Source organism: Cellulomonas massiliensis JC225, assembly GCF_000312005.1.
Taxonomy (GTDB): domain Bacteria; phylum Actinomycetota; class Actinomycetes; order Actinomycetales; family Cellulomonadaceae; genus Cellulomonas; species Cellulomonas massiliensis.
Genome location: NZ_HE978588.1, coordinates 1,003,509 through 1,030,318, shown reverse-complemented (window position 1 = coordinate 1,030,318; position 26,810 = coordinate 1,003,509). Strand labels below are relative to the sequence as shown.

The window sequence follows — 26,810 nt, the reverse complement described above, 5'->3', positions numbered from 1 at the left end:
GCGTGGCGCCTTCGAGCAGCGGTCGTCGGGTTCATGGGGAAGTCGGCGGCCGTCGCTGGCCAGGGCTGACGGGGTCGTCTCGGTAGGTAGCTTTGAGAATCCGGTCGGCGCGTTCACGTGCTCGCCGAAGCGCGCGGCGTTCGTCGGGTGTGGATATCAGTCCCCACCCATGACGGCGAGCCCGTTGCGGGTGTTCACCATTGGTGGCGCGCGCGATGGTGACTGAGCTGGCAGCGCGCACGAGGCGTGCGCATCGTGAACTCCACGTCGGCCAGCCCGGGCGAACTAGCGGGCGCGACGGAGCTAAAGCCATTCTGCCGTGCGCCACAGTCCCGTCATGAAGCCGACCTGGTCGAGAAGGTCGAGCATTCGAGTCCGTTCCCCCGGCGCTGCGGAGCTGTGTGGCAGCGCGTTCCAAGTCGGTTAGGGTCGCGTCCAAAGGGTTCACACCGTTGCTCGCGCACCACACGAGCCAGCGTTCACCGCGATCACCATCCGCGCTTGGAAGGGACCTAGCACAAATCATGAAGGTCCTGATCCGAGGCTTGCGCGTCAGTGCCTCATAACGCGCTTTGGCGATTCTCATAATGTTCGCTGTGGTGAGCGTGGTGCGGCGTGGGCGCGGAGGCGGTGTCGCCCCAGGTCAGCGGGCTGTATGGTGCCTTGAGCGCGCCGAGTACACCGAAACTCGAGATCCGTGGAGCCGTGGGCGGCCGAGGGCATCGTGCGGGTCGCGGAGTTCGCGAGACTGGGGCGGTGCTGCCACCTCCGCTGCCCGAGTCGTGGTGGGCGCGCTACAAGCGGAAGCACCCTCGACGAACCCGCTATTCGCGCATCCCCTAACCTTCTCGGCCCCTTCATAGCGGGCCCTGAGCGGACGAAGCCGCCGAGCGTGACACGCTCGTCCGTACACCTTGAGGTTGACGCTGTCGTGCGGCCCCGATCTTCGGTCCGTCCCCTGTGGGTGGTGCTCTGAGAGCTCTTGTTGGGGGCGTGATAGGTGCGCCGGGCGGTCCGCGACCGAGGGTCTCGTGGCCAACGCGCGGGACCACTCCCGACGAGTGGCGACTTCCGCTCAGCCCGCGGCGGTGGAGGCCAGGTCGGCTGCGGCGTCGAGGACCAGCGTCCTGTCGCCGTCGATGAGCGCGTCAAGGGGACGCCGCCCACCGGTGAACGGCTGCCGGTGTGTCAGCCAGGACGCGATGGTGGTTGGGCACAGGACCGGTGGCAGGATTCGAACGACGTCGGCGATGCCGTCGATCTGGTGGCCGTCGTGGAACTGGAAGAACGGATAGACGAGTCGGCCGTTGTCGGTGCGGAGCCGCAGCAGGCCGGGGTCGTCCGCGACGGCGCACACGTCCCTATCCAGGAGCCGTGCGGTGTCGGCTTCGGTGAGGGACGGTCCGACCTGTTCGGCCCATGTGCTGCCGGTGACGCGCGCCTGTTGCTTGGCGGGCTTGGTCGGGCCGTGCTCGACGTTCGGTTGGCCGCTGGAGTCGTCGTTCATGGCGTGCCGTCGTTCACCGGGTCTGGGCGGGGTCGGTGAGAGCGACGCCGCATCGTGGGCAGTAGCGGTCGCCGTCGCGGTGCGGGTGCTCGCAGCTGGCCCGGGTGAGGTGCTCGCGGATGACGCCGACGATGAACCGCAGGGCGTGACCGTAGTCGGGCGGGGTGCCCTGGTAGAGGTCGTTGGCGTCGCCTTCGCGGATGGTGGTGGTCTGGACGCCCCGTGCGCCCCAGGGCTGGATGCTCGGGTCCTCACCGCTGGAGATGGCGATCGCGTAGGTGTCCCACCGCTCCCTCATGTACCAGGCGACGCCGTCGACGGTGCCGGTGAGGACCCAGGGTGCGGCGATGACTTCTTCGTGGGCGTCGACGCCGAGCTCGGCGGCGGTCGCCGGGAGTTCGCGTAGGTGCTGTTCGCGCGCGGGCCGTGACCCTTCGGCGATCTGCCGGACGGTCTCGCGAGCGCGTGCGGTGCGTTGGCGTCGTTCGGGTTCGGTGAGCTGGCAGACGCACGTCTCGCCGTGATGGGGGTCGCCTGCCGGCTGGGGGTGGCAGGAGCACCAGCGCCGTGCGGCGGCGTCCAGGTCCTGCGGGCCCACCGGCAGCAGCTCGAGCAGGGCGCGGCGGGCCGCGATCCGCTTGGCTCGTTCGCGCTCGGCCGCTGGCTGGCGCTCGTCGGCCACGGGCCGGTCGGCCGTTTCGCCGTCGGGCACGTCAGGCTCCTGGGGGTGTAGGGCCGGGTGAGCCGTCCGGCAGGTGGGTCATCTGTGTGACGGGAGTCGAGATCCGCATCGTCATCTCGGCGTGCGGGCCGAGCGGCTCGAGGGACAGGCACATCGGCGAACCGACGCGGATCCCCGCCGCGTACCTCCCGTCACTCTCGTGCGCCACCGCGAGCACGGCGATCGGTCGGCCGTCCCGGCGAAGGTCCGCCGGTTCGCCCAGGCTGTGAGCGATGACCCGGGTGACGGTGACGGGGCGGTCGTCGTTGCGGGAGTCGAACAGGTACGTCGCACCCGATTCCGTGGTGACGATGAGCCGGCCCGGGTGTGTGAAGGGGTCGAGGCACTCGGGGGTCACGTCGACCGGCCGGCGGGGTCCGGAGGGCGGTTGAGGTCGCGCCACTGCGGCCACGGGAGCAGCACCGCAGAGCGGTGTCCTTCGTTCGTCAGGACGATGCGACGCCCGTGTTCGGTGACCTGGTCGAGCAGGTCGTCCGTCGGTGCACCGAGCTCGGTCAGGTCGACCGTCAACTCACCAGCCTCGCCGGGTACGGGAGGGTCGTGGGCGGTCGCCGGGAGATCCGCGGCGGGCTCCGGCTCGAGAACCTGGTCGACGTCGGCCCGGGCGTCCTCCAGCCCGCGACGCACGGCGTAGGCCAGGCCGTCCCGGACGGCGCGTAGCCCTTCCTTCACGGAGAGGTCGACGCCGCCCGCGCGGAACTCGGCCCGGTCATCGACGACGAGCCGGGGACGGTCTCGCTTGCGGACGCGGGGCGTCGGCCCCAGTGCCAGACCCACGGCGAACAGGTCCTGGACGGCGCGGTCCGGGAGCACGATGGGCTCTTCGTCCAGGTCCTTGATGACGACGTGCTCCCCGTCGGGCAGAACCACCACCGCGTCACCCGCCAGTGCGCGCGCCCGCAGTTCGGCGTGACGCCGCTCACGCGCGCTCGCCTTGGCCTGTCCGGGCGCCGCGGCGCTGGCACGCGCTGGGGGCGATGGCGGGGCGACCAGGCCGGGGGGTGTCAGGCGGGAGATCGACGTGATTCGCATCGGTACGAAGTGCGTCCGGGTGCCGGTCTGGTTGTCGTGGTCCAGCTCGACCAGGTGCAGGGAACCGACGTGCAGGACCCCGGTCTCGGTGTCGGGCGCCCGGAGCACCAGCACCACCCGCGACCAGCGGATCGCCGCCGAGGACCCCTCGGCACCCTGGTCGGGCGCGGCCACGAGGGCGAGCCGGTGGTCGTCAGCGTCGAGCAGCCAGAGCTGTCCCTTGTGGGTGCCCAGCGCCCAGATGCCCGTCGCGTCAGCGAGCGTGAGCGCCTCGACGTCCCGAATGTTCTCGTCCATCACCAGGCCCCGATCCGCGGCGGGAGTCTTGCGAGGTCCGGGTCCGTGACCGGCTCGATGCGGACCGCCGTCTGCTGCAGCCACCACCCACGCGCCGGCGCCTGCGGGTGGTTGGAGTCCTGGTAGGCGAAGGACCAGCGGTGCCGGTCACCCACCCGCAGCACACCGAGGCCGCCGCGGGTGGCCGACTCGACCTCGAGCAGCGGCACCCACCTGAAGTCACTCGGCCCGGTGCGCGAGCTCGCGCCCGGGACCCGCAACAACGCCGGAACATCCGCGTCCAGGTAGTAGACAGTCGCGGTGGTCGAGTACACCGCCAGCACACCGACCACGTCCGCGAGTACGACCTCGAAGATCGGCATGTCCTGACCCTCGGCCCTGGCCGGGAGCCAGCCGGGGAGTACCGCCAGGTCGTCCTCGGTGACGGCGTCGATCCGGGTGACCGGCTCCTGCCACCACGAGCTGTAGTCACCTCTGCCTTAACCCGACCTCAGGTGGTAGAGGTGTCGTGCACCAACCCGGATGTCGTTCCAGCCGTCCCGGCCGGGGATGAGCACGCACCCGATGCGCAACCACACCCCGTCGATCACCGCCGTCGGGCCGGCGACGTACGGCACCCGGCTGACCGCCATCACGTCGGCGTCCATCACGAACGGCGGCTGCAACCCCGACCGCACCAGCCACGACCCGGACGCCTCCGCCAGCACGAGCTCCTCGACGACACGCACCGCAGCCCCCGCCTAGATCGTTCGCCGGAGCTGGACCCAGGCCGCGGTACGCCACATCCCCGTCATGAAGCCGACCTGGTCAACGAGGTCCAGCACGTCCCGCTCCGTCGCGCCCGAGCCGCGCAGCTGCCGGGCGGCGCGCTCCAGGTCCCCGACGTCACCGCTGAGGGGATGCACACCAGCGGTGGCGCACCACACCAACCACGTGTCCGCGGCAGCGACCATCCGGGCCTGAAGTTGTCGGCGGCCGCTCGTCGGGCACCGACGAACGCGTCGCCGCTGTCGTCGTCGACGACCCCGCTGCTCACGACGACTCCGTGGTAAGCCACCGCGGGAGACGCACCAGCGGCCCCCAGCGGTCGCCAGCCGGCCCCGTCGACGAACACGGACCGGTGCGGGGCATCGCTGACAGCCGCGGCGGCAGGTGCGCTTGGACGTCGCCGGTGCCTGGCTCGGTGACGATGGCCGCGTCCTGGCACCACCAACTGCTGAGGTACGGGCGCCGGTCGATCGACCGCACGGCCCACGTGCTCATCGCGTTCGCCAGGGTGAGCGTCGGGACGGCTGCGTCACCCATGCTGCGCCTCGTTGCGGCGCCAGCCCGGCGGCATCTTGATGGGTACGTGCGGGTCCCAGGGCTCAGGTGTCGGGTCCCCGAGAAGGACGGCGCGTGTCTCGATGTCGGACACGCGGCCTTGGACGCGTTCGATGATGACGCGGGCTGAGGATTCGTAGCCCTGTCGCCAACCTCGTCGGGACTCCAGCCGGGCGCCGACCTTGTACGCGGCGCAGGTGGCGGTCAGCGCGAAGATCGCGACTGACGCACCGGTCGGCCCGCCAGCCAGGAGCGTCGACGCGCCGGCGGCGACGCCGAGGGCCGTGGTGACGATGGCGCCACCCCACCAGCGCGCGCCGGCGAGGCGCGGGCTGAGGTTCGGGCCCCACTCGCTGCTGGCTGTTGACATCGACCACTCCTTTCACCGGACACGAGGCATGTCTACTATCCGATACATACCTAGCGAAGCAGGGCGATGCCAGAGGCGTCAAGCACGGGAGTGTTTGGCGTGGCGATGCCGCATGATCACCGGAGTCCGAGATGCTGGACGCACCGCCTCCATGCCGACGCCGGGCATCGAATGGATGACACTATGCGGAACACTCTGTTCGTGCCATACTGGACGCGATGTCCACCGGGCGAACGGTTGGGACGCACAGTGATGGAAGGGAGGGCTACCGCTCCGAACCGAGGTAGAACGCGGCGGGAGTCAGACCGAACGCGTCGGCCAGCGCCCACAACGCGTCGTTGGAGATGTTCCGGTCGCCGGTCTCAAGGCTCGCGATGTAGCTGCGGGCAAGACCGGACCGCGTCGCCAGGTCTTGTTGGGTCAGGCCCCGGGACTGGCGCAGTTCGCGGATTCGCCGGCCGACCGCCGCGCGGCGCTCGGCCTTGCGGTCGTCGTTCTGCACACCCGGACGGTACGGCACTGCCAGGACCGAGTCGATCATGGACACCGTTGTCTATACGTTGCGGTACCCCTTGTCACCCCGCGATGCGTCAGGACAGCGTCGGTCTGCCACCTCGAGCATCGCCGAGCGCCACGCCCAAAGAACGCCCCACGGTCGGTGTGCGTCTCCGGCGAGCTCGTCGACCAATCCGGCTAGCCAGTGCCGCGGCGAGACCACGAGGCGGACGTGGAGGCGGGGTTGCGCCCGCAGCTGGTCGCCACGGCCCCGGATTGGACGCGACGGCCGCAGCGGTTGCGCCTCAAACGGCGGCGAAAGGACCTGTACGGACGCATCTGGTCTCACGCTCACCACTGCGGACGATCCCGTTCTCACCGTTCTCACCGTCACGTCCCGTTCTCACGGTCGGCGAGCCTCGGCACGCAGGGGGCGCTCAGCTGTGCTCGCTGCGCCCCTCGCGCCAGTAGCCCATGAACGCCACGGCCTTGCGGTCGACGCCGCACCGGGTGACGAGGTGGCGGCGGAGCTCCTTGATGACCCCGGCCTCGCCCGCGAGCCACGCGTAGAGCGACGCGGACGCCCGCAGCGGGTGGCCCTCGGCGTCGACGGGCACCTCCCACAGCAGCCCGTGGTCGACGTCGACGTCCTCCAGGACGACCTCGGCCTCCGGGGCCTCGCCCGGCATGAGGCGCGCGCACGCGGCCTGGACCGCGGGGACGAGGTAGCTGCCGTGCGCGGCGCCGTCGCGGCCGTGCCAGCGCACCGTCACGCCCTCGGGGGCGGTCAGCTCGAGCACGTCCAGGCTGGTCGGCATCTCGATGACGACCTCGCCGCGCGCGTCGGCGGGCAGGCGCTCGAGGATGCCCGCGATCGCGGGCAGGGCCGTCTCGTCGCCGGCGATGAGCAGCCGGTCGGTGGTCGCCGGCGGGACGAAGTCGACGCCACCGTGCGGGCCGACGGCGTCGGCGTTCGGGCCGAGCACGACGAGCTCGTCGCCGGGCCGCGCGGACCGCGCCCAGCGGGAGGCGGGGCCGCCGTCGCCGTGCAGGACGATGTCGACGTCCAGCTCACGGGCGTGCGGGCGCACGCCGCGTGCGGTGTACGTGCGGATGGGGTGGCGACGGTCGTCGGGCAGCTCGCGCCAGCGGCCGTACCAGTCGGCGGTCGACGCGAGGTCGAGCAGCTCGCCGTACCCGCACTCCATCGGCAGGAAGAACTTGATGCGCTGGTCGAACCCGTTGTCCGCGAACCGGTCGAGGTCCTCGCCGGTGAACGTGACCCGCAGGACGCTCTCGCAGACCCGGTCGATGCGGGACACCGTCACCGCGAACATCCGGAACGGGGAGGCGACCTCGAGAGCGGGCGCCGAGGCGTCGGGCGTCGTCGTGGTCGTCGTCACGCGAGCAGCATAAGGGAAGGCAACCCTCACCTGTGAAGAGGGAGTGACGCACCCCACGTCCACCGCCGGACGGTCACGCCGCGCTCGTCCCGAACGCGAGACCGAGCAGGTACGTCGCCGCGGCGGCGCCCCAGCCGATCGCGAGCTGGCGCAGCGCGCGCCTGACCGGCGACGTGCCCGACAGCAGCCCGACGATGGAGCCCGTGCCGAGCAGCGCGAGGCCGACCAGCCCGGCCGACCACGCCACGGCCGCGAGCCCGCTCGCGCCGAACAGGTACGGCAGCACGGGGATGATCGCGCCGGACGCGAAGAAGCAGAAGCTCGCGCTCGCCGCACCCCAGGCCGTCCCGATCGCCTCGTGCTCGTCGACCTCGGGCGCGGCCTCGGCCTCCTCGTCGTCGGCCGTGGGCGCGGGGGTGCCGCCGGGCAGGGCGACCGAGGTGCGCAGCAGCGCGCCGGACACCTGCTGCTGCGCCTGGTAGCGCTCCAGCGAGGAGAGGACGACGTCCGCGCGCTCCTGGGCCGCGTCGGCGTCCATGCCCCGGGCGCGGTAGACGAGCGCGAGCTCGTTCGCGTCGACGTCGAGCGACGCCAGCGCGTCACCGGCCGCCTGCGCCGGGCGGGACGCCTCGAGCAGCTCCCGCTGCGACCGGACCGACACGTACTCGCCTGCGCCCATCGACAGGGCGCCCGCGAGCAGGCCCGCCAGGCCGGTCAGCAGCACCGTGTGCTGGGCCGCCCCGCTCGCTCCGATGCCGAGGACGAGCGCGAGGTTGGAGACCAGCCCGTCGTTCGCGCCGAACACCGCCGCGCGGAACGTGCCGGAGATCCGCTGGCGGCCACGGGTGGCGAGCCCGCGCACCACCTCCTCGTGGATCCGCTCGTCGGCGGCCATGCGCGGCGTCGCGTCCGCCTCGTCGCCGTACTCGGACCGCGCCTCCGCCCGCTGCGCGAGCGCCAGGACGAAGACCGAGCCGAACCGGCGGGCCAGGAACCCGAGGAACCGCGTGCGCCAGTCGCCCCGCAGAGGGCGGCCGACGTCGTCGCCGAGCAGGTCGAGCCAGTGCTGCTCGTGCCGGCGCTCGGCGTCCGCGAGCGCGAGCAGGATCGCGCGCTCCTCACCGGTGCGACGGGACGCGAGGTCGCGGTAGACGGCGGCCTCGGCGCGCTCGTCGGCGAGGTACCGGCGCCAGCGGCGGATCTGGGCGGAAGTGGGTGGCACGCGCTCCATCGTGACATCCCATGACTGCGCAATCCGGACATCCGGCGGTCTTCGGACGCCCGAATCCGCAGGTCAGAGGACCCGGTTCGGCGCGTGCCGGGCGCCCGTCCGGCCGGTCAGGACTCCCACGGCGGGGTGTCGTCGAGCTTCGCGTAATACTTCGCGAGGTGGCTCCTGATGCGGTCGCGGTCCTTGTCGGGCACGTCCACGCCGCCCCGGCTGCCCTGCATGACGGCGGCCGCCGCGAACACGCCGCGGGGCACGGCGACGAGCCGCCCGTCGACGACGTCGGCGATCAGCAGCTTGTACGCGGTGAAGTTCTCCTTGGCCTCGGCGTCGTACCAGACGTGCGCGTCGCGGTAGCGCTCGTTCGGCTCGTCCTCGGCCTTCGCCCACGCGCGCACGCGCCTCTCGGCGGCGGCGCCGTCCCACTCGCGGTCGCGGTCGGCGAGGGGCAGGTCCTGGAACGCGGTCACGGACACGGCGGTGCTCCTTCCGGGAGGGGACGAGGGTCAGGCGGGCGCCGCCGCGCGCAGGCGCTCGAGCAGCGGCCCCGCGGCCTCGTCGAGGAAGCGCTGCTGGCCCTCGTCGCCGACCTGGACGAGCGCGACATCGGTGAAGCCCGCCTCCCAGTAGGCGGAGACGGTCTCGACGATCTGGTCGAGGTCGGGGCCGCAGGGGATCTGCTCCGCGACGTCCTCGGGGCGCACGAACTGGCTCGCTGCCTCGAAGGCCTCCGTGGTCGGCAGGTCGGCGTTCACGTGCCAGCCGCCGGCGAACCAGCGGAACTGGTCGTAGGCGCGCGCGACGGCGGCGTCGCGGTCGGGGTCCCAGCAGATCGGGACCTGCCCGATCGTGCGGGACGGTCCGGCGTCGGCGGGCCGGGCCTCGGCCCAGCCGCGGACGAGGTCCGCGTCGGGCTCCACGGCGACGAGGTGGTCGGCCAGCGGCGCGAACCGGGAGACGGACTGCGAGCCGGAGACGGCCACGCCGATCTCGACCGGGTCGTCGGGCAGGTCCCAGACCCGCGCGGAGTCGACCCGGTAGTACGAGCCCTCGAGCGTCACGCGCTCGCCCGTGAGCAGGTCGCGGATGATCTCCACCGCCTCCTCGAGCATCTCGTGGCGCTCGCCGACGGCGGGCCACCGCTCGCCCACGACGTGCTCGTTGAGGTTCTCGCCCGCGCCCAGGTTGAGCAGGAACCGCCCGCCGGACAGCACCCCCAGGGTCGCCGCCTGCTGCGCGACGACGGCCGGGTGGTAGCGCAGGATCGGGCACGTCACGTACGTCATCAGCTCGACGTCGCTCGTCGCCTGCGCCACCGCGCCGAGCAGCGTCCAGGCGTTCGGCGCATGCCCCTGGCTGTCGAGCCAGGGGAAGTAGTGGTCGCTCGAGACGAGGAGGTCGAAGCCGCGCCGCTCGGCGTCCGCGGCGTACCCCACGAGCTCGCGCGGGCCGGACTGCTCGGTCATGAGGGTGTAGCCGAATCGGGTCACGGTCCTACCGTCGTCCGAGTCGGGCGGGCCCGCATCCGGGGGCGGGGTACCGCCCTCAGGCGTCCGCCCAGGCCTCGCGGGCGGTGGTGATCGCGCCGTCGGTCGCCGCGTCGAGGGCGAGGCCGAGCAGGTGGTCCTGGCAGCCGTCGGCGAGCGGGTAGGGCGGCGGGGCGTCGCCGCGGACCCAGGCGCCGGTCGCGTCGAGGAGCGCCGCGACCGCGATCTCGTCGTCCGCGAGCCGGGCGCCGTGGAACGGGTTCCGGTAGAGCACCTGGCCGTCGAGGCTGAGGTGCTCGAGGTCGAAGCCGTCGAGGTTCTGCTCGAGCCCCGAGACGCGCCGCCGGATCGTCGACTCCAGCACCGTGCGGGGTCCGGCCCAGCGGGTGACGGTGTCGTTCACGATCTCGCCCGCCGAGCCGCGGACGACGATGCGGTTGGTGCGCAGCGGGTTGTGCCACTGGTTGTCGGTGAAGTCGTAGAGGGCCGAGCGGCCGCCGCCGAAGTCGAGGGTCGCGAGCAGCGTGCGGGCCGGGTGCGGCTCGTCGTCGCCGGTGAACCCGTTGCGGTCCATCGGGTCGATCAACGGGGCCGTGAGCGCCGCCGCCTGCACCGTCACCTCGCCGCGGCCGACGCCGAGCAGGTGCCGGACGAGCCCGACCGCGTGGTACATGTGCGTCGACGAGACCTGCACGTGCGTGACCTCGCCGATCGCGCCGGAGAGCACGACCTGGCGGCGCGCGACGTGCGCGGGCATGAACGGGCTGTGCTCCGCGACCTGGACGAGCCCTGTCGGGCCCACGTCCGCCCACAGCTCGCGCAGCCCCTCGACGTCCGGCGCCGGAGGCGTCTCCGCCAGGACGGGCACCCCCGCCGCCGCGACCTCGCGCACCGCGTCCGGCGTGACGGGCCACGGCGTGGCGGTCACGACGAGCTCCGGTCGGTCGGTCGTCGCACCGGTCGCGACGATCAGCTCCTCGATCGTCCGGACCGTCGGCACGCCCCACGCGCGCTCCACCTGCTCGCCGCGCTCGGCCGACCGCGTGACGACGCCGACGCACGTGAACCGCTCGGGCATGAGCCGCGCCATGCGCACGAAGAACTCGGCGCGCCACCCGCTGCCGACCACACCGAAGGGGAGGGGAGCCATGCTGCCGACCCTAGTCCGGGACGACCTCCGTGACGCGGCCGTCCTCGACGTGCCAGCGGCGCGTGAGGCGGACCGTCTCGAGCATCCGGCGGTCGTGCGAGACGAGCAGGATCGTGCCGTCGAACGCGTCGAGCGCCTGCTCGAGCTGCTCGATCGCGGGCAGGTCCAGGTGGTTCGTCGGCTCGTCCAGGACGAGCAGGTTCACGCCGCGCGCCTGCAGCAGCGCCAGGGCCGCACGGGTGCGCTCGCCCGGCGAGAGCGAGGACGCCGGGCGCGGCACCTGGTGGCCGCCGAGCCCGAACTTCGCCAGCAGCGTCCGGACGTCCGCGGTCGGCCAGTCGGGCACCTCGCGGGCGAACGCCGTGCCCAGCGGCTCGTCCCCCTCGAACGCCGCCCGGGCCTGGTCGACCTCGCCGACGAGCACGCCGGAGCCCAGGCTCGCCGCCCCCTCGGTCGGAGCCAGCCGGCCCAGCAGGAGCGCGAGCAGCGTCGACTTGCCCGAGCCGTTCGGCCCGGTGACGGCCACGCGGTCCTGCCGGTCGAGCTGCAGGTCCACCGGGCCGAGCACGAAGTCACCCCGCCGCACCGTCGCCGCCCGGGTCGTCGCGACGACGTCGCCGGAGCGGCCCGCCGTCGCGATCGTCATGCGCAGCTGCCACTCCTTGCGCGGCTCCTCGACGACCTCGAGCCGCTCCAGCATCCGGTCGCTCTGCCGCGCCTTCGCGGCCTGCTTCTCGGACGTCTGGCCGCGGTGGTGCTTGACGTGCTTGTCGCCGTCGGTCGCCTTGCGGCGCGCGTTGCGCACGCCCTTCTCCATCCACGCGCGCTGCCGGCGGGCCCGGGCCTGCAGCGCCTCGCGCCGGGCCGAGTACTCCTCGAACGCCTCGCGCGCCTGGCGGCGGGCGGTGCTGCGCTCGTCGAGGTAGGCGTCGTACGTGCCGCCGTACGTGGCCACCCGCTGCAGCGAGCGGTCGATCTCGACGACCGTCGTCACCGTGCGGCTGAGGAACTCGCGGTCGTGGCTGACGACGACGACCGGCGCGTCCACCTCGTCGACGAACTGCTCCAGGCGGGCCAGGCCGTCGGCGTCGAGGTCGTTGGTCGGCTCGTCGAGCAGGTACAGCTCGAACCGGGAGAGCAGCAGCGCCGCGAGCCCGACGCGCGCGGCCTCGCCGCCGGAGAGCGCCGTCATCGGCAGGTCGAGGTCCACCGTCAGGCCGAGGTCGTCGGCGACGGTGCCGAGGCGGGCGTCGAGGTCGGCGCCGCCGAGCGCCATCCACCGCTCCAGGGCGTGGGCGTACGTGTCATCGGCGCCCGGCTCGCCGGCCGCGAGCGCGTCCGCGGCCTCGTCCATCCGCCGCTGGGCCTCCGTGACACCCGTCCGACGCTCGAGGAACGCCCGCACGCTCTCGTCCGGGTCGCGCTCGATCTCCTGCGCGAGGTAGCCGAGCGGCGCGTCGGGCGGGCTGACGACGACCGTCCCCGACTCGGGTGCTCGTCGGCCGCCGAGGATCTGCAGCAGCGTGGACTTGCCGGCGCCGTTGGGCCCGACGAGCCCGACGACGTCCCCCGGCGCGACGACGAGGTCGAGACCGGAGAAGAGCTCCCGGTCCCCGAACCCTGCGGACACACCTCGGGCCTGGACCGTCGCACTCACGGCCCCATCCTCCCCCGAGCCGGCCCGCCCCCCGAACCTCTTTCCGGGCCGGCCCGCCCGCCCTCGCGCCGTCCGGACGAGTTCGTAGCGGGCCGACGGGTTCGTAGCGTCTGAGCCACGAACCGGTCGCCGCGCTACGAACTCGCGGGCGGGGAGGGGGCGGGCGGGCGGGGAGGGGTCAGGACAGGGCGGCGCGGAGGCCGTCGACGAGGGGGGTCGTCGGGCGGCCGACGAGCTCGCGGAGCGACGTCGTGGCGTCGGCGAGGTCGCCGTTCGCGGTGTCGGCGTCCATCTGGACGACGAAGCCGGCGGTGCCCTCGTCGAGCCCGGCGGCGACGAGCGCGGCGCGGTGCTCGTCGGCCGACAGGTCGCGGTGCTCGACCGGACGGCCCAGCAGCTCGGACGCCGCTGCGGCGAGGTCGTCGTAGCTCCACGCGACGTCGCCCGACAGCTCGTAGGTCCGCCCGTCGTGCCCGCCGCGCGCGACCACCGCGGCCGCCTCGGCGTAGTCGGTGCGCGACGCGCTGGCGACGCGGCCGCCGTGCGTGCTCCCCAGGATCACGCCGGTCTGCGCGGCCTGCTGGACGGTGCCGACGTAGTTCTCCGTGTACCAGTTGTTGCGCAGCACGACGACGGCGAGCCCCGACTCCCGCAGCAGCTCCTCGGTGGCCTTGTGCTCGGGGACGACGACGAGCGTGCTCGTGTCGGCGTGGGGGGCGCTCGTGTAGACGACGCGCGTCACGCCGGCCGCCTTCGCGGCGTCGATCGCGGCGCGGTGCTGCTCGACCCGCTTCCCGACCTCGCTGCCCGAGACGAGGACGAGCGTCTCGACGCCGTCGAGGGCGCGGCGCAGCGCGTCGGCGTCCTCGTACGGGGCGACCGCGGTCCGCACGCCCTGCGTCGCGAGCTCGTCCAGACGGTCCTGGCGGCGGCCGAGTGCGACGACCTCGCCCGGCGCGACGCCGCCGGCGAGGAGGTGCTCGACGACGAGACGACCGAGGTGACCGGTGGCGCCGGTGACGGCGATGGACATGCGCGTGCTCCTTCGTGGCCGGGCGGGCCGGTGCCCACCCTCTCGGTCGGCGCCAACGAGCAGGCAACGCGATCACTTCCCGATCCGCCGTACCCACTTCGGCGTAAGGTACGGACGTGACGGTAAGCAACGAGGTCAGCGTCCTGGACCGCCTCCTCACCGACGGAGTCCTCTCCGCCGCGTGCCCCTCGCGGGTGGTCCTCGACCACGTGACGAGCAAGTGGGGCGTGCTCGTCCTCGCCTCGCTCTCGGAGCGGACGATGCGCTGGGGCGAGCTGCGCCGGACGGTCGAGGGCATCAGCGAGAAGATGCTGGCCCAGACCCTGCGGACCCTGGAGGCCGACGGCCTCGTCCACCGCGACGTCACCGCGAGCATCCCGCCCCGCGTGGACTACTCGCTCACGCCGCTGGGCACCGACCTCGCGGCGCACCTGCTGCCGCTGCTCGGCTGGGTCGCCGACCACGCCGACGAGATCGTCGCCCGCCCGGCCCGCTGAGCCACGCTCCGAGGGGCTACGCGGTCGTCGCCGTGCGCGGGCGCCAGGTGGCCGACTCGGACGGCATGAGGATCCACAGGATCGGGTACACAAGGATCTGGCTGCCCGGCACGAGCATGAGGATCAGCACGAACAGCAGCCGTGCCATCCACGGGTTCAGGCCGAAGCGCAGGCCCAGGCCCGCGCACACGCCGCCGAGGACGCGCCCGTACCGCGGGCGGATGAGGCCCTGGCGGCCGAGGGGTGCGTGGTAGTCGTTCATGGTCCTCCTCCTTCGCGGCGGATCTCGCCGACAGCACCAGCCTCGCCCCGCGACGCTCGTGCGGGTATCCGGGAGCACCCCGGTCGGACCCGGGCCCGACCCCGGACTGGCCCCGGACAGACCCCCGGCGACACGTCGGCGCAACCCGCCCGGGTGCTCGCCCGGACCGGGCGCTTCATGGCACCGTGACGCCCAGCGGCGACGGAGCCGCTGGTCGAAGGGGAGAACGTGAACTACGTCGTGGCGCTGCTGCGCCTGTTCGTCGCCATGCTCGCGCTCATCGGGACCCAGGAGATCTGGCTCCACGGCGAGGTCGACGGGCTGCTCTACTTCACGAACCAGTCGGGCTTCCTCCTGGCGATCGTCCTCGTCTGGGGCGCGGTGGGGTCGATCCGCGGCAAGGGGCAGCCGCCGGCCTGGTTCAAGGGCGGCGTGACGCTGTTCCTCGCGATCACCGGGCTCGTCGCCGCGTTCGTCCTCGCGCCGGAGGCCGCCGACGCGCCGCAGATCTTCCCCGGACTCACGTCCGGTCAGATCGAGCACCAGATCAACCCGGCGTTCGCGGTGCTCGACTTCCTGCTCTTCGACGCGCACCGCCGGATGCGCTGGCGCTACGCCGCGTACTGGTTCGGCTACCTGCTGGCGTACGTCACCTTCACGACGATCCGCGGCACGGTCTTCGGGCTCGACTACCCATACGGGTTCATCGACCTCGGCGAGCTCGGCTGGGGCGGCTTCCTGCTCAACGTGCTGATGTACGGCGTCGGCTTCTACGCCTTGGGACTGCTGATCATCCTGGTCGACCGCCGCATGCGCCGGCGCGCCCTCGTCGGCGGCGCGACCGACTGACCGTCAGCGCAACGCGTTGACGAGCACTAGGGCGCCGATGACGCTCCCCGCGACACCGGCGACGATGCCGAACACGGCCCGGCCGCGACCGTGCCCGCCGTCGCGGGCGCGGCGCAGCGCGACCGCTCCGGTCCACACGGCGAACGGCGCCAGGGGCCACAGCAGCAGGCCGACGAGGCCGAGGTAGCCGGAGGCGATCGACTGCCAGGAGCGGCCCGTCGGGATGAGCCAGTGCACCGCGTCGGACGGGTCGGCCCCCACGCCCGGGTTCGCCGGCTGCCGCACGGGCGCGTGCGGAGACGGGACCTGGCCGTACGGTGCGGGCGGCGTCTGCACCTGCAGGTGCTCGGTCCACCGCTCGCCGTCGAACCAGCGCAGCGCCCCGACGGTCACGCCGTCGGCGTACCACCCGGGCGGCGGGTTCCGCGTGTCGCTCATGCCCCGTATGTCGGCGGCGGCCGGGACCGGCTTGAGCCGGGCGCCGCCGCACCCTTCACGGTCGTGCAACGTGCGCGACACACTCCTGCCGTACCGTCCGGCGGATCACGGCGGCGTCGCCCGGTCCCGGGCGGACGGAAGGGAGCGAGCGATGTACGACCTCGTCGACCCCTTCATCGGCACGGAGGCGACCCACCTGCCGCCCCCGCAGGGCCTCGCCGCCTCGTGGTGGTGGCCGAAGCCGCAGGTGGGCAACACCCACCCGGGCGCGACCCACCCGCTCGGCATGGTCAGCGCCTGCGCGTACAGCGGCGCCTACCCGACGGGCTACGGCCGCTACGACCTGTCCACCGAGGGCCTGCCGCCCGTCCTGCACGAGCGCACCGTCGCGTCTGGCTTCACGCACTTCCAGCAGTCGGGCACGGGTGCGATCCGCAAGTACTACAACTACTTCCGCGTCACGCCGATGCTGCAGCCGCTGGACGACCTGGGGCAGACGTGGGACGTCGACGACGAGTACGCGGAGCCGGGTTACTACGCCGCGACGCTCGGCAGCGGGATCCGCGCGGAGCTGACGGTGGGCCCGAAGAGCGCGGTGCACCGGTACACGTTCCCCGCGCACCGGGACGCCCGGGTGGTCATCGACTTCTCGATGGGCGGCCTGACGATCCCCTACGGCCGGACGGTCCCCCTGCGGGCGCACCTGCACTCGGTCGCGCCGGGCGTCGCGCAGGGCGAGATCGTCGTCGAGGGTGCGCCGCTCGCCGTGCACGTCGAGTGCGACGCCGCGCAGTGGCGCCAGATGCTCTGGTACGACCGGCGCCTCATGCCCGGCGGCACGCGGCTCGACTTCGACCGCATCCGCCCGACGACGCTGCGCACGTTCGGCCTCATGTGGGCCGGGCCCAGCGAGCCGGGCCAGACGATCGAGATCCGGATCGGGTTCAGCCTGCGCGGCGTCGATCAGGCGCGACGGAACCTCGAGGACGACTGCGGCCCCGGCCCGTCGAGCTTCGAGCGGCGCCGCGCGCACACCGCCGCGACCTGGCGCGAGCACCTCGACAAGGTCCGGGTCGACGCGCCGACGCGCGAGGCGTCCACGGTCTTCTCGACCGCGCTGTACCACTCGCTCGTCAAGCCGTGCCTGGCGGCGGACGAGTCGCCGTTCTGGCCGACGCCCGGGCCGTTCGTCTTCGACATCTCGACGATGTGGGACATCTACCGCACGCAGCTGCCGCTGCTGACGGCCCTCGTCCCCGACCGCGCCGTCGAGCTCGCGAACGCGCTCCTGCACATCGCCGAGGAGGAGGGCAACCTCCCGATCGGCTACCGGATGGCGCGCGGCGCCGACCGGTTCAGCCGGCAGGGCTCGGCGCTCGCGCACACGTTCTTCGCCGACCTGTGCCAGCTCGGGCTGCCGGGCGTCGACTGGGACTGGGCGCTCGTGCACATGCACAACGACCTGCGGCGCACGTACGGCGAGGACTTCCTGCTGCGGGGGCGCGCCCACCCGATCAGCCACACGCTCGACCTCGCGTTCGGGTACTGGTGCACGGCGGTGGTCGCCGGGCACCTGGGCGACGCGACGCTCGTCGAGCAGTTCGAGCCGCTCGCGGCCCGCTGGGCGAACGCCTACGACGAGCGCACCGGGCTCCTGCACGACTCCGAGTTCTACGAGGGCGGCCGCTGGAACTACTCGTTCCGGCTGCTGCACGACATGGCGTCCCGCATCGGCCTCGCGGGAGGCGACGACGCGTTCGTCGGGCTGCTCGACCGCTTCTTCGGCTTCGGGGCACCGGCGGTCACGCAGCCGGGCGTGCACCCGACGCTGGAGGAGATGACCGCCGGCTACGCGCTGCAGCGCTTCGAGGGCCTCAACAACGAGCCCGACATGGAGGCGCCCTGGGCGTACCACTACGCCGGGCGGCCGGACCGGACGGCCGACGTCGTGCAGGCGGTCGTGCAGAACCAGTTCGGCACCGGCCGCGGCGGGCTGCCGGGCAACGACGACTCCGGCGGGCTCTCGTCGTGGTTCGTCTGGGCCAGCCTCGGGCTCTTCCCGGTGGCCGGGCAGAACACGTTCCTCGTCAACGCGCCGACGTGGCGCGAGGCGGCGATCGACGTGCCGAGCGGCACGCTGACGCTCGAGACCGCCGGCTTCCGGGAGCCCGCGCCCGACCGGCCGGCCCAGTACGTGCAGGCGGTCTGGCTCGACGGGCACCCGCTCGACCGCACCTGGCTCAGCGGCCACGAGGTGCACCGCGGGGGCCGGCTCCTCGTCGAGCTCGGCCCCGACCCGTCGCCGTGGGGCAAGGCCGAGCGCCCGCCCTCGTCGACCGCCCCGGCCCGACGCCCCCAGCTCCCCACCCCGACCGGAGGGACGACCCCATGAGCACGACCACGGGCAGCCGCCCCACCCGCCGCCTCGTCGTCGTGGTCCGGGCCGACCCGGTCATCTGCGGCCACTCCGGCGAGGCCCGCAACCTCGCCGAGGCCGCGCTCGACCGCGGGTTCGACGAGGTCCGCATCGTCACCTGGCCGATCGACGTGCTGCAGCGCTCCGGCCTGCCGCTCAAGCCGCTCGACACCCTCCTGCCCTACCGCGAGGGGATCGTCGTCGAGCGGCCCGAGCCCGTCGGGGACTACAAGGTCGTCGACGGCCGCTACATCGCCGGTCTCACCGGGCGGCTCGTCGAGCTGTTCACCGACGGCGTCCCCACCGTCGCCATGTCCCTGTACCTGAGCCCGCACGCGTTCGTCGTCGCGGACGCGGCGCGCATCGCCCGGGCGACGGGTCTGCCGGTCGACGTGACGACGGTCGCCGAGGCCGTCGGCTCCGACGTCACCAACGTCGTGCGCGCGTGCGTGGAGCGCGACGAGTTCGGCGCCGCCGCGCAGGTGCTCACGGCCTACCTCGAGCACGACGTCTGCCTCGCCGTGTCGGAGTACACGCGCGACCTCGTCGTCGTCGAGGCCGAGGCGATCGACGCCCGCCACGGCACCCGGTTCGCCGAGCGCATCCGCGAGCGCGTCGCGATCTCCTACCCCGCCGTGGACGTCGGCGCGTACGTCCGGCGGGACGACGAGGAGACCGCTCGCGTGCTCGCCGCCCGCGGGCTGACCGACGGCGGGTACGTCCTGTTCCTGTCGCGGCTCGCGCACGCCAAGGGCGTCGACGACCTCATCGAGGCGTACGCCCGCTCGGAGGCGGCGCGGCAGGTCGACCTCGTCGTGGCGGGCACCGGGCCCCAGGCCGCGGCGCTGCGCGAGCAGGCGGCGGCTTCGGCCGTCGCGGGGCGGATCCGGTTCCTCGACGACGTGGACGACGACGAGAAGCCGCACCTCATGGCGGGTGCGGCGGCGTTCGCGCTGCCGTCGAAGCCGCGGCCCGAGTTCGTCGAGACCTTCGGCATCGCGCTCGTCGAGAAGATGCTCTCCGGCGGTGGACCCGTCATCACCACGGACACCGGCGGGATCCCGGAGGCGGTCGGCGACAGCGCGCTGATCGTCCCGACGGGCGACCCGGACTCGCTCGCGGCCGCGATCGACCGCGCCGTGCTGGGCATGTCGGACGACGAGCGCGCCGACCTCGCCGACCGGGCCCGCCTGCACGCCCTGCAGTTCGACCGCGGCACGGTGCTGGACCGGATCCTCGAGCGGGTGGCGGCGCTGCGCACCCCCGCGGCGGTCTAGGACCTCGGGTGCCGGACGTTCCCGGCAGCCTCCCAGGAAGGTCGCGTACCGTGACCCGGTCCGCCGCGTGGATCGGCGGTCCCCGACTCGACGGAGGAACCCCGTGCGCCGCACGACCACCGCGCGCCTGACGGCGACCGCCCTCGCGCTGACCCTGGGCCTCGGCCTCGCCGCCTGCAGCAGCGAGGACACCCCCGAGCCCGGCGAGTCCGCCTCGGCGTCCGCGTCCGCCTCGGCGAACGCCGTCGCCGACCAGGCCGCGCTCGAGAAGGTGGAGATCTCCGGCAAGTCCGGCGAGAAGCCCACCATCACGCTGCCCAGCGAGCCGTTCACGGTGACGACCCCGGTCGCGCGCCTTGTGGAGGACGGCGACGGGAAGGCCATCGAGACCGGCGACGTGCTGCCGATGCACATCCTCGTCGTCAGCGGCGCGGACGGCTCCGAGCAGGGCGGCACCTACGACGCCTCGCCGCAGTCGCTCGTCGCCGGCAAGACGCAGATCGAGCCGCTCGAGACGGCGCTCACCGGCGCACACGTCGGCGCCCGGATCGCCATGGCGGTCGACAACGGCCAGGGCACCGCCGTCTACGCGATCGAGGTCATGGACGCCCGCACGCCCGCCGCGCGCGCCGAGGGCGAGGCCGTCGCGCCGAAGGACGGCCTGCCGACGGTCACGCTCGCCGACGACGGCACGCCGTCGATCGAGCCCGCGTCCGGCGACGCGCCCAAGGAGCTCGTCGCGCAGCCGCTCATCAAGGGCGACGGCAAGAAGGTCGCGGAGGGCGACTCGGTGGTCGTCCGCTACAGCGGCTGGCTGTGGGACGGCACCGCGTTCGACTCGTCGTGGGACGACAAGTCGGTCTTCGTCGTGGAGCCGCTCGGCCAGGCGCAGGTCATCGCGGGCTGGAACACCGGCCTCGTCGGCCAGACCGTCGGCAGCCAGGTCATGCTCGTCATCCCGCCTGACCAGGGCTACGGCGACACCGCGCAGGGCTCGATCCCGGCCAACTCGACGCTGGTCTTCGTCGTCGACATCGTCGACGCGTACTGACCGCACCCGCTCCGGCACGACGGCGCGCGCACCCCTCGGGGTCGCGCGCCGTCGTCGTCCCCGAGCCGTCCTGCGCCCCTGGGGTCGCCAGGGACCCACGTCCTGTCGCCGCCGCGGGCCCGTCATTAGTGTGGGCAGCAGCCGCGGGGTACCACCGCCGGTGCCCGCGTCACGCGGCGGCCGGGAGACGATCATGGACCAGGCAACGACGCCCAGGGTCCGCACCGTGGCGCTGCTGGGCGCCGCCGGGGCGGGCAAGACCACCCTCGTCGAGGCGCTGCTGCACCGCGCCGGCGTGCTCACCCGGCCAGGCCGGGTCGAGGACGGGTCGACGGTCAGCGACCACGAGCCCGAGGAGATCGCCCGCGGCGTCTCGCTCAGCCTCGGCGTCGCCCCCTTTCGATGGCGCTGCGGCGCCGCGGGGTACGACGTCACGCTCCTGGACACACCCGGGTCGCCCGACTTCGTGGGGGTGGTCGACGCCGCGGTGAGCGCGTCGGACCTCGCGCTCGTCGTCGTCTCGGCCGTCGACGGCGTGCAGGCCGGCACCCGCACCGCCTGGCGGCTGGCGTCCGAGGCGGGCGTCCCGCGGATGGTGGTGGTGACGAAGGAGGACAAGGCGCGCGCGAGCTTCCGGCACGTCCTGGACGAGCTGCGGGCGGCCTTCGGCGACGGCTTCGTCCCGCTGGAGCTGCCGCTCGGCGAGGAGCAGGACTTCCGCGGCGTGGCCGACGTGCTCACCGAGCACGGCTACGAGTACGACGGCGACGGGACCCACCACGACGCGGCGCTCCCGGACGACGTGGCCGACGAGGAGCACCGGCTCCACGACGAGGTCACCGAGGAGATCGTCTCCCACGACGACGACCAGCTGGAGCGCTACCTGTCCGGCGAGGTGCCCAGCGCGGACGACCTCGAGCGCACGCTCGCGCACGAGGTCCGCGACGGCGAGGCGTTCCCCGTCCTGGTCGTCTCCAGCGCGACCGGCGTCGGCATCGACCGCCTCGCCGACCTGCTGTGCGAGCTCACGCCCGCCGCGGCCGACCGCACGCTGGCGGTCCTGGCGGGCGAGACGCGCGTCGACGTCGTCGCCGACCCGGCGGGGCCCCTCCTGGTGCACGCGTTCCGGACGACCGCCGACCCGTTCGTCGGGCAGGTCACGCTGCTGCGCGTCCTCTCCGGCACCCTGCGGCCCGGCGACCGGCTGGTGAACACGACGACCCGCACGGAGGAGCGCGTCCCCGCCCTGTTCCGGCTCCTCGGCAAGGAGCACGTGCCCGTGGAGTCCGCGGCCGCGGGCGAGGTCGTGGCCGTCGCCAAGCTCACCGGCACGCCGTCGGGATCGCTGCTCGCCGACAAGGCCGGCCCCGGCGCGCGCATGACGGCGGTCCCCGCGCGCGAGCGCCCGCCCGTCTACGCACTGGCCCTGGAGCCCGTCACGCAGTCCGACGACGACCGCCTCTCCGCGGCGCTCACCCGCCTCACCGCAGAGGACCCGACGCTCTCGGTCGACCGCTCGGGCGACCGGACCGTCCTGCGCGGGCTCGGCGACACGCACCTGACGGTGGCGATCGAGCGCCTGGCGCGGGTGTTCGGCGTGCACGTGTCGACCTCGCCGGTGCCGGTCGGCTACCGCGAGACGATCCGCCGGTCGGTCGAGGCGGAGGGGAAGGTCAAGAAGCAGTCCGGCGGGCACGGGCAGTACGCCGTGGTGCAGCTGCGGGTCTCGCCGCTGCCGCAGGGGTCCGGGTTCGAGTTCGTCGACTCGGTCGTCGGCGGGGCGATCCCGCGCTCCTACCTGCCGGCGGTGCAGAAGGGCGTGCTGGAGGCGATGGAGCACGGCGGGCCGCACGGCTACCCCGTCGTCGACCTGCGCGTCGAGGTCTACGACGGCAAGTCGCACTCGGTCGACTCGTCCGACATGGCGTTCCGCACCGCCGCCTCGGTCGGCGTCCGCGAGGCGCTCGCGCAGGCCGGGTCGATCGTGCTCGAGCCGATCAGCCACGTGGAGGTCACGGTGCCGTCGCACGCGCAGGGGGACGTGATGAGCGACCTCTCGTCGCGGCGCGGCCGCATCAACGCGACCACCTCCCGCGACGACGGCTCCGTGACGATCGAGGCCAGCGTGCCCGAGAAGGAGCTCGCGCGGTACGTGCTGGACCTGCGCTCGATCACGGGCGGGCGGGCCGAGCTGACCATCCGCCCCGACCGGTTCGAGGTCTGCCCGGACCACCTCGTCCCGGCCTGACCGCCGCGGCGAAGGGCGGCCGGCGACGTCGGGTCGCCGGCCGCCTTTCGTCTGCCGCTACTCGCTCGCGATCGCGTCCAGCGCCCGCATCCGCGCCGCGCGCACCCCGGGCCACAGGGCCGCGAGCACCCCGACGACGACCGCCAGCCCGACCATCACGCCCAGCCCGGACCACGGGACGACGAGCTGGTCCAGCCCGTCGTCGGCGTAGACCGTCGGCAGGACCGACGCGAGCCCGACGCCGACCGCCAGCCCGACGAGCGTGCCGAACAGCGCGGTGAGCACCGACTCGACCGTCACGGTCCCGGCGAGCTGGACCCGGCCGAGGCCGACGGCGCGCAGCAGCCCGATCTCCCGGGTGCGCTCGATCACCGAGAGGGCGAGCGTGTTGACGATGCCCAGCACGGCGATGACGAGCGACAGCCCGAGCAGCGCGTAGAGGATCACCAGCAGCTGGTCGACCTGCGCGGCCATCCCGTCGACGAACTCGTCGCGGTCCTGCACCGAGACGACGACGTACGGCGCGACGGCGGCGGTGACGGCGTCGCGCAGGTCGGCCTGCGAGACGCCGGGTGCGGCGTCGACGAACACCGTGTCGACCATCTGCGCGTCGCCGGGCGCGAGCTCGTCCAGGACGTCGCGCGTGACGACGACCGCCGAGCCGAGCACCCGGCTGTCGATGACCGCCGCGACCCGCAGGTCCCGCTCGCCCTCGGACGTCCGCACGACGAGCGCGTCGCCCACGTGCCAGTCGCCGTCGGCGACCGCCGTGTTGACCACGGCCGTGCCGTCCGCGAGGTCGTCGACGTCGCCGTCCCGCTCGTCGACGAGCACCGCGCCCCCGAGCACGCCCGGCGCGAGGCCGACGACGCCGGCGGTGTCGTCCGTCGACGGGTCCTGACCCGGGTCCGGCGAGACGGCCGCGTACGCGAACGCGACCTCGTCGGCCGACCCGACCTCGGGCAGCGCCGCGACGTCGGACGCCGCGCCGGCCGGCACCATCTGGTTCGCCGAGCGCAGCACCAGGTCGGCGTCCGTCGAGCTCTCGACGACGGTGCGCAGCGACGCCTGCGCCGAGGACGCGATGACGGACACCGCCCCGACCAGCGCCATGCCGATCATCAGCGCGCCGGCCGTGCTCGCGGTCCGCCGCGGGTTGCGCACGACGTTGCCCTGCGCCAGCCGGCCGACCGGCCGCAGCGCCCAGGCGAACGGCACCGCGAGCACCCGCAGCACCGAGCGCGCCAGCGGAGGCGAGGCGACGAGCGCCCCGACGAGCACGACGGCCGCGCCGAGACCGTAGAGCTGCTCGGCGGAGTCGGCCTCCGGCCGCAGCGCGGCGGCGGCGACCGAGCCGGCTCCCGCGGCGACGAGCACGCCGCCGAGCAGGGCCCGCAACCGCAGCGACCGCTCGCGCACCGTGACCTCGCCGCGCATCGCCTCGACCGGCGCCACCAGGGCGGCGGTGCGGGCGGGGAACGCGGCCGCGACCGCGGACACCACCGCGCCGAGCACGAGGCAGATCACCACGGCGGGCGCCGTCAGGGGGACGTCGCCCGTCAGGTCCATCCCGGCGGTGCCGAGCACGACCCGGACGAGCGAGACGAGGCCGAGCCCGCCGAGCACGCCCAGCCCGGCGCCGACCAGCCCGACGACGAGCGCCTGCCCCACCACGGTCGCGAACACCTGCGCCGGCGACGCGCCGACGGCCCGCAGCAGCGCGAACTCGCGCACCCGCTGGCGCACCGACATCGCGAACGTGTTGGCGATGAGGAACGCGCCGACGAACAGGGCGATCGCCGCGAAGATCAGCAGGAACGTCGTGACGAACCCGAGGATCTCGCCGATGTCCTCCTGCAGCCCGTCGCGCAGCTCGGCACCCGTGACGACCTCCGCGCGGGCGCCGTCCGCGACGTCCGGCAGCGCGTCCGCGACGCGGTCGGTGAGCTGCTGCTCGCTCAGGCCCGCGTCGCCGTAGAGCGCGATGCTCGAGACGGTGCCCTCCGGCGCGTACAGGGCCGCCGCCGCGTCGGGCTCGAGCAGGACGAGCGTCGCGCCCGCCATCGGGCCGCCGAGGGAGACCTCCCCGACGACGGTGACGTCGCGGACCTCGCCGCCGACGACGACGCGCGTCGCGTCGCCGAGCGCCAGCCCGGACGACGCGAGCGTCGCCTCCTCCAGGGCCACCTCGTCGGCGGAGCGGGGCGCGCGGCCGTCGAGCAGCGACATCGAGGGGTCACGCTGGTCGAAGGCGATCCCGAGGCTCGGCGCCTGGGTCGACTGCACCGCGGTGCCGTCGGCGCCGACGAGGACGAGCGGGCCCGAGACGTCGGGCAGCGCGAGGCGCACGCCGTCGACCGCGGCGACCTCGTCGGCCAGCGCCATCGCCACCCGGTTGCGGCTGTCGCCGACCTGCATGTCGCCGGCCGCGACCTCGTCCGCCCCGCGGACGTACGCCTCGGCCGGCGCCGACGCCTCGACGATGCCGTCGAAGGTGTCCGCGAGCATCGTCCGCAGGGCGAACGTGCCCGCGACGAAGGCCACGCCGAGCGCGACCGCGAGGACCGAGAGCCCGAACCGCACCGCGTGGGCGCGCACCCCCCGCAGGGCCACCCGCAGCATCAGTGCGCCCCGGCGGGCGCGGCGGCGTCGCGGCTGAGCGCGCCGAGCTTCTCGAGGACGGTGTCCGGCGTCGGGTCGCGCAGCTCGTCGACGATCCGGCCGTCGGCGAGGAACAGGACGCGGTCGGCGTACGACGCGGCGGTCGGGTCGTGCGTGACCATGACGACGGACTGGCCGAGCTCGTCGACCGAGCGGCGCAGGAAGCCGAGGACGTCCCGGGCCGAGGTGGAGTCGAGGTTGCCCGTCGGCTCGTCGGCGAACACGACGGCGGGCCGGGTGACCAGCGCCCGGGCGCACGCGACGCGCTGCTGCTGGCCGCCCGAGAGCTCGGCGGGCTTGTGACCGAGCCGGTCGGTGAGCCCGACGGCCTGCACGACCGCGTCGAGGTGGTCGCGGTCGACCTTCCGCCGCGCGATGTCGAGGGGCAGCGTGATGTTCTCCAGCGCCGTCAGCGTCGGCACGAGGTTGAACGCCTGGAAGACGAAGCCGAGGCGGTCGCGCCGCAGGCGCGTGAGGTGCCGCTCCGACATCGCCGACACCGTCTCGCCGTCGACGACGACCGTGCCCTCCGTGGGGCGGTCGAGGCCGGCGAGGCAGTGCATGAGCGTGGACTTGCCGGACCCGGACGGGCCCATGGTGGCGGTGAGGCGGCCGCGCTCGAAGTCGACGTCGACGCCGTCGAGCGCGCGGACGGTCGTGGCGCCGCGGCCGTACGTCTTGACGAGGCCGCGGGCGGACGCGATGGGGGTCTCGGTGGGGCGGGCATCGGTGAGGGTCACGAGGACGATCGTCCTCGCCGCCCGCGGCCGGCGACATCGGAGAGGTCCCGGATGCCCACCCTGAGCGTGCGGTATCCGGCTCAGGGGTACGGCCGGGGTGCGGGCGGGGGTGCTCGACCGACGACCGGGCCTGGACGGCCGACGAGGCGGGTGGGACGCACCCCACCCGCCCGACGTCGACCCACGGGCGCCACCGCACCGCGGCGACCGTGCTGAGACCGCTGCGCGGGTGCCCGACCCTCCGCCCGGCACCCGCGCAGCACCCCCGGTCTCGAGCGACCGGACCGGTCGGGGCGGGGTCTCGGTCCCCCGAGACGTTGCTACCCCCGGTCCGCCCCGACGCGGTGTCAGCGCCCGGTCACTCACCGTCATGACGAGTATGACACGGTGTGACACGCGGGTCGATACCGCCGTTCGGGCGATCCTGGCGTGCGGGTCACCGGGACGGGTGACCCGGCCGCGCGTAGGTTCTGAGCATGGCGCGCTACTTCGACGTGCACCCCACCACCCCGCAGCCCCGCGCGATCGCCCAGGTCGTCCAGCTGCTCCGGGACGGAGCGGTGGTCGCCTACCCCACCGACTCCTGCTACGCCCTCGGCACGCGGATGGACGACCACGAGGGCGCGGAGCGCATCCGCCGCATCCGG

At 73.7% G+C, this 26,810-nt stretch carries 25 protein-coding genes; 8 read left to right on the top strand and 17 right to left on the bottom strand.

The annotated features are described in order from the left end of the window. Positions 1 to 1,075 precede the first annotated feature (1,075 nt). The 4 genes from HGCM_RS04920 to HGCM_RS04900 form a co-directional block, all read right to left on the bottom strand. Entirely contained in the window at positions 1,076 to 1,507 is a 432-nt protein-coding gene (locus HGCM_RS04920; protein ID WP_019135761.1) for a hypothetical protein, read from the bottom strand. Between the two features lie 13 nt (positions 1,508 to 1,520). Continuing rightward, the gene (locus HGCM_RS19300) at positions 1,521 to 2,219 is read right to left on the bottom strand and encodes a hypothetical protein (protein ID WP_019135760.1); all 699 of its coding nucleotides are present in this window, start codon (positions 2,217 to 2,219) and stop codon (positions 1,521 to 1,523) included. A gap of 363 nt (positions 2,220 to 2,582) precedes the next feature. Next, the gene (locus tag HGCM_RS04905) at positions 2,583 to 3,578 is read right to left on the bottom strand and encodes a hypothetical protein (protein WP_161604965.1); all 996 of its coding nucleotides are present in this window, start codon (positions 3,576 to 3,578) and stop codon (positions 2,583 to 2,585) included. Further along, complete coding sequence (locus tag HGCM_RS04900; RefSeq protein ID WP_019135757.1) at positions 3,578 to 3,940, bottom strand: hypothetical protein; 363 nt, start codon at positions 3,938 to 3,940, stop codon at positions 3,578 to 3,580. The genes HGCM_RS04905 and HGCM_RS04900 overlap by 1 nt, the downstream gene beginning before the upstream one ends. A 187-nt stretch (positions 3,941 to 4,127) precedes the next feature. On the opposite strand from HGCM_RS04900, the gene HGCM_RS20245 reads away from it, so the two are divergent. Next, complete coding sequence (locus HGCM_RS20245) at positions 4,128 to 4,322, top strand: hypothetical protein (RefSeq protein WP_147572671.1); 195 nt, start codon at positions 4,128 to 4,130, stop codon at positions 4,320 to 4,322. 553 nt (positions 4,323 to 4,875) lie between these two features. Here the strand turns inward: HGCM_RS20245 and HGCM_RS04880 are convergent. The 9 genes from HGCM_RS04880 to HGCM_RS04840 form a co-directional block, all read right to left on the bottom strand. After that, positions 4,876 to 5,271, bottom strand: coding sequence for a hypothetical protein (locus HGCM_RS04880; protein ID WP_019135753.1), 396 nt, complete (start codon positions 5,269 to 5,271; stop codon positions 4,876 to 4,878). Positions 5,272 to 5,536: 265 nt separating this feature from the next. After that, positions 5,537 to 5,812 carry a helix-turn-helix domain-containing protein gene (locus HGCM_RS16920; RefSeq protein ID WP_019135752.1) on the bottom strand — a complete coding sequence of 92 codons (276 nt, stop codon included), beginning with the start codon at positions 5,810 to 5,812 and terminating at the stop codon, positions 5,537 to 5,539. Positions 5,813 to 6,203: 391 nt separating this feature from the next. Further along, entirely contained in the window at positions 6,204 to 7,169 is a 966-nt protein-coding gene (locus HGCM_RS04870; protein ID WP_019135751.1) for a siderophore-interacting protein, read from the bottom strand. A 73-nt stretch (positions 7,170 to 7,242) separates the two neighbouring features. Next, positions 7,243 to 8,400, bottom strand: coding sequence for a VIT1/CCC1 transporter family protein (locus HGCM_RS04865; RefSeq protein ID WP_026075267.1), 1,158 nt, complete (start codon positions 8,398 to 8,400; stop codon positions 7,243 to 7,245). A 107-nt stretch (positions 8,401 to 8,507) separates the two neighbouring features. After that, positions 8,508 to 8,873, bottom strand: a complete 366-nt coding sequence (locus HGCM_RS04860; protein WP_019135749.1) for a hypothetical protein — start codon at positions 8,871 to 8,873, stop codon at positions 8,508 to 8,510. A 30-nt stretch (positions 8,874 to 8,903) separates the two neighbouring features. After that, on the bottom strand, positions 8,904 to 9,887 hold the full coding sequence (locus tag HGCM_RS04855) for a TIGR03557 family F420-dependent LLM class oxidoreductase (RefSeq protein WP_019135748.1): 984 nt from the start codon (positions 9,885 to 9,887) through the stop codon (positions 8,904 to 8,906). 55 nt (positions 9,888 to 9,942) lie between these two features. After that, on the bottom strand, positions 9,943 to 11,034 hold the full coding sequence (locus tag HGCM_RS04850; RefSeq protein ID WP_026075266.1) for a Gfo/Idh/MocA family protein: 1,092 nt from the start codon (positions 11,032 to 11,034) through the stop codon (positions 9,943 to 9,945). Positions 11,035 to 11,044: 10 nt separating this feature from the next. Then, positions 11,045 to 12,691 carry an ABC-F family ATP-binding cassette domain-containing protein gene (locus HGCM_RS04845; RefSeq protein WP_026075265.1) on the bottom strand — a complete coding sequence of 549 codons (1,647 nt, stop codon included), beginning with the start codon at positions 12,689 to 12,691 and terminating at the stop codon, positions 11,045 to 11,047. 178 nt (positions 12,692 to 12,869) lie between these two features. After that, a complete protein-coding gene (locus HGCM_RS04840; RefSeq protein ID WP_019135745.1) occupies positions 12,870 to 13,724 on the bottom strand; it encodes an SDR family oxidoreductase in 855 nt (284 codons plus the stop codon). Between the two features lie 116 nt (positions 13,725 to 13,840). Here HGCM_RS04840 and HGCM_RS04835 point away from each other — a divergent pair, with 116 nt between their 5' ends. Next, a complete protein-coding gene (locus HGCM_RS04835) occupies positions 13,841 to 14,221 on the top strand; it encodes a winged helix-turn-helix transcriptional regulator (protein ID WP_019135744.1) in 381 nt (126 codons plus the stop codon). A 16-nt stretch (positions 14,222 to 14,237) separates the two neighbouring features. Here the strand turns inward: HGCM_RS04835 and HGCM_RS16915 are convergent, their stop codons facing one another. After that, positions 14,238 to 14,483 carry a PspC domain-containing protein gene (locus HGCM_RS16915; protein ID WP_019135743.1) on the bottom strand — a complete coding sequence of 82 codons (246 nt, stop codon included), beginning with the start codon at positions 14,481 to 14,483 and terminating at the stop codon, positions 14,238 to 14,240. Between the two features lie 228 nt (positions 14,484 to 14,711). Between HGCM_RS16915 and HGCM_RS04825 the strand changes: the two genes are divergently transcribed. Next, positions 14,712 to 15,332, top strand: coding sequence for a Pr6Pr family membrane protein (locus tag HGCM_RS04825; RefSeq protein WP_019135742.1), 621 nt, complete (start codon positions 14,712 to 14,714; stop codon positions 15,330 to 15,332). Between the two features lie 3 nt (positions 15,333 to 15,335). Here the strand turns inward: HGCM_RS04825 and HGCM_RS04820 are convergent, their stop codons facing one another. Continuing rightward, positions 15,336 to 15,770, bottom strand: coding sequence for a DUF2510 domain-containing protein (locus HGCM_RS04820; RefSeq protein ID WP_019135741.1), 435 nt, complete (start codon positions 15,768 to 15,770; stop codon positions 15,336 to 15,338). A gap of 151 nt (positions 15,771 to 15,921) precedes the next feature. Between HGCM_RS04820 and HGCM_RS04815 the strand changes: the two genes are divergently transcribed. From HGCM_RS04815 to HGCM_RS04800, 4 genes are all read left to right on the top strand, one after another. Further along, positions 15,922 to 18,162, top strand: a complete 2,241-nt coding sequence (locus HGCM_RS04815; RefSeq protein ID WP_019135740.1) for a glycoside hydrolase domain-containing protein — start codon at positions 15,922 to 15,924, stop codon at positions 18,160 to 18,162. Further along, on the top strand, positions 18,159 to 19,463 hold the full coding sequence (locus HGCM_RS04810; protein WP_019135739.1) for a glycosyltransferase: 1,305 nt from the start codon (positions 18,159 to 18,161) through the stop codon (positions 19,461 to 19,463). Before HGCM_RS04815 ends, HGCM_RS04810 begins: the two co-directional genes overlap by 4 nt. 103 nt (positions 19,464 to 19,566) lie before the next feature. Then, complete coding sequence (locus tag HGCM_RS04805; RefSeq protein WP_019135738.1) at positions 19,567 to 20,514, top strand: FKBP-type peptidyl-prolyl cis-trans isomerase; 948 nt, start codon at positions 19,567 to 19,569, stop codon at positions 20,512 to 20,514. A 193-nt stretch (positions 20,515 to 20,707) separates the two neighbouring features. Continuing rightward, positions 20,708 to 22,762, top strand: a complete 2,055-nt coding sequence (locus HGCM_RS04800; RefSeq protein WP_026075264.1) for an elongation factor G — start codon at positions 20,708 to 20,710, stop codon at positions 22,760 to 22,762. 57 nt (positions 22,763 to 22,819) lie between these two features. On the opposite strand, the gene HGCM_RS04795 is transcribed toward HGCM_RS04800, so the two are convergent. Beyond that, positions 22,820 to 25,384 carry an ABC transporter permease gene (locus HGCM_RS04795; protein WP_019135736.1) on the bottom strand — a complete coding sequence of 855 codons (2,565 nt, stop codon included), beginning with the start codon at positions 25,382 to 25,384 and terminating at the stop codon, positions 22,820 to 22,822. Further along, positions 25,384 to 26,163 carry an ABC transporter ATP-binding protein gene (locus HGCM_RS04790; protein ID WP_019135735.1) on the bottom strand — a complete coding sequence of 260 codons (780 nt, stop codon included), beginning with the start codon at positions 26,161 to 26,163 and terminating at the stop codon, positions 25,384 to 25,386. Before HGCM_RS04790 ends, HGCM_RS04795 begins: the two co-directional genes overlap by 1 nt. A 476-nt stretch (positions 26,164 to 26,639) precedes the next feature. Here HGCM_RS04790 and HGCM_RS20365 point away from each other — a divergent pair. After that, on the top strand, positions 26,640 to 26,810 hold a 171-nt coding region (locus HGCM_RS20365), incomplete at its 3' end, for a Sua5/YciO/YrdC/YwlC family protein (protein ID WP_040398927.1).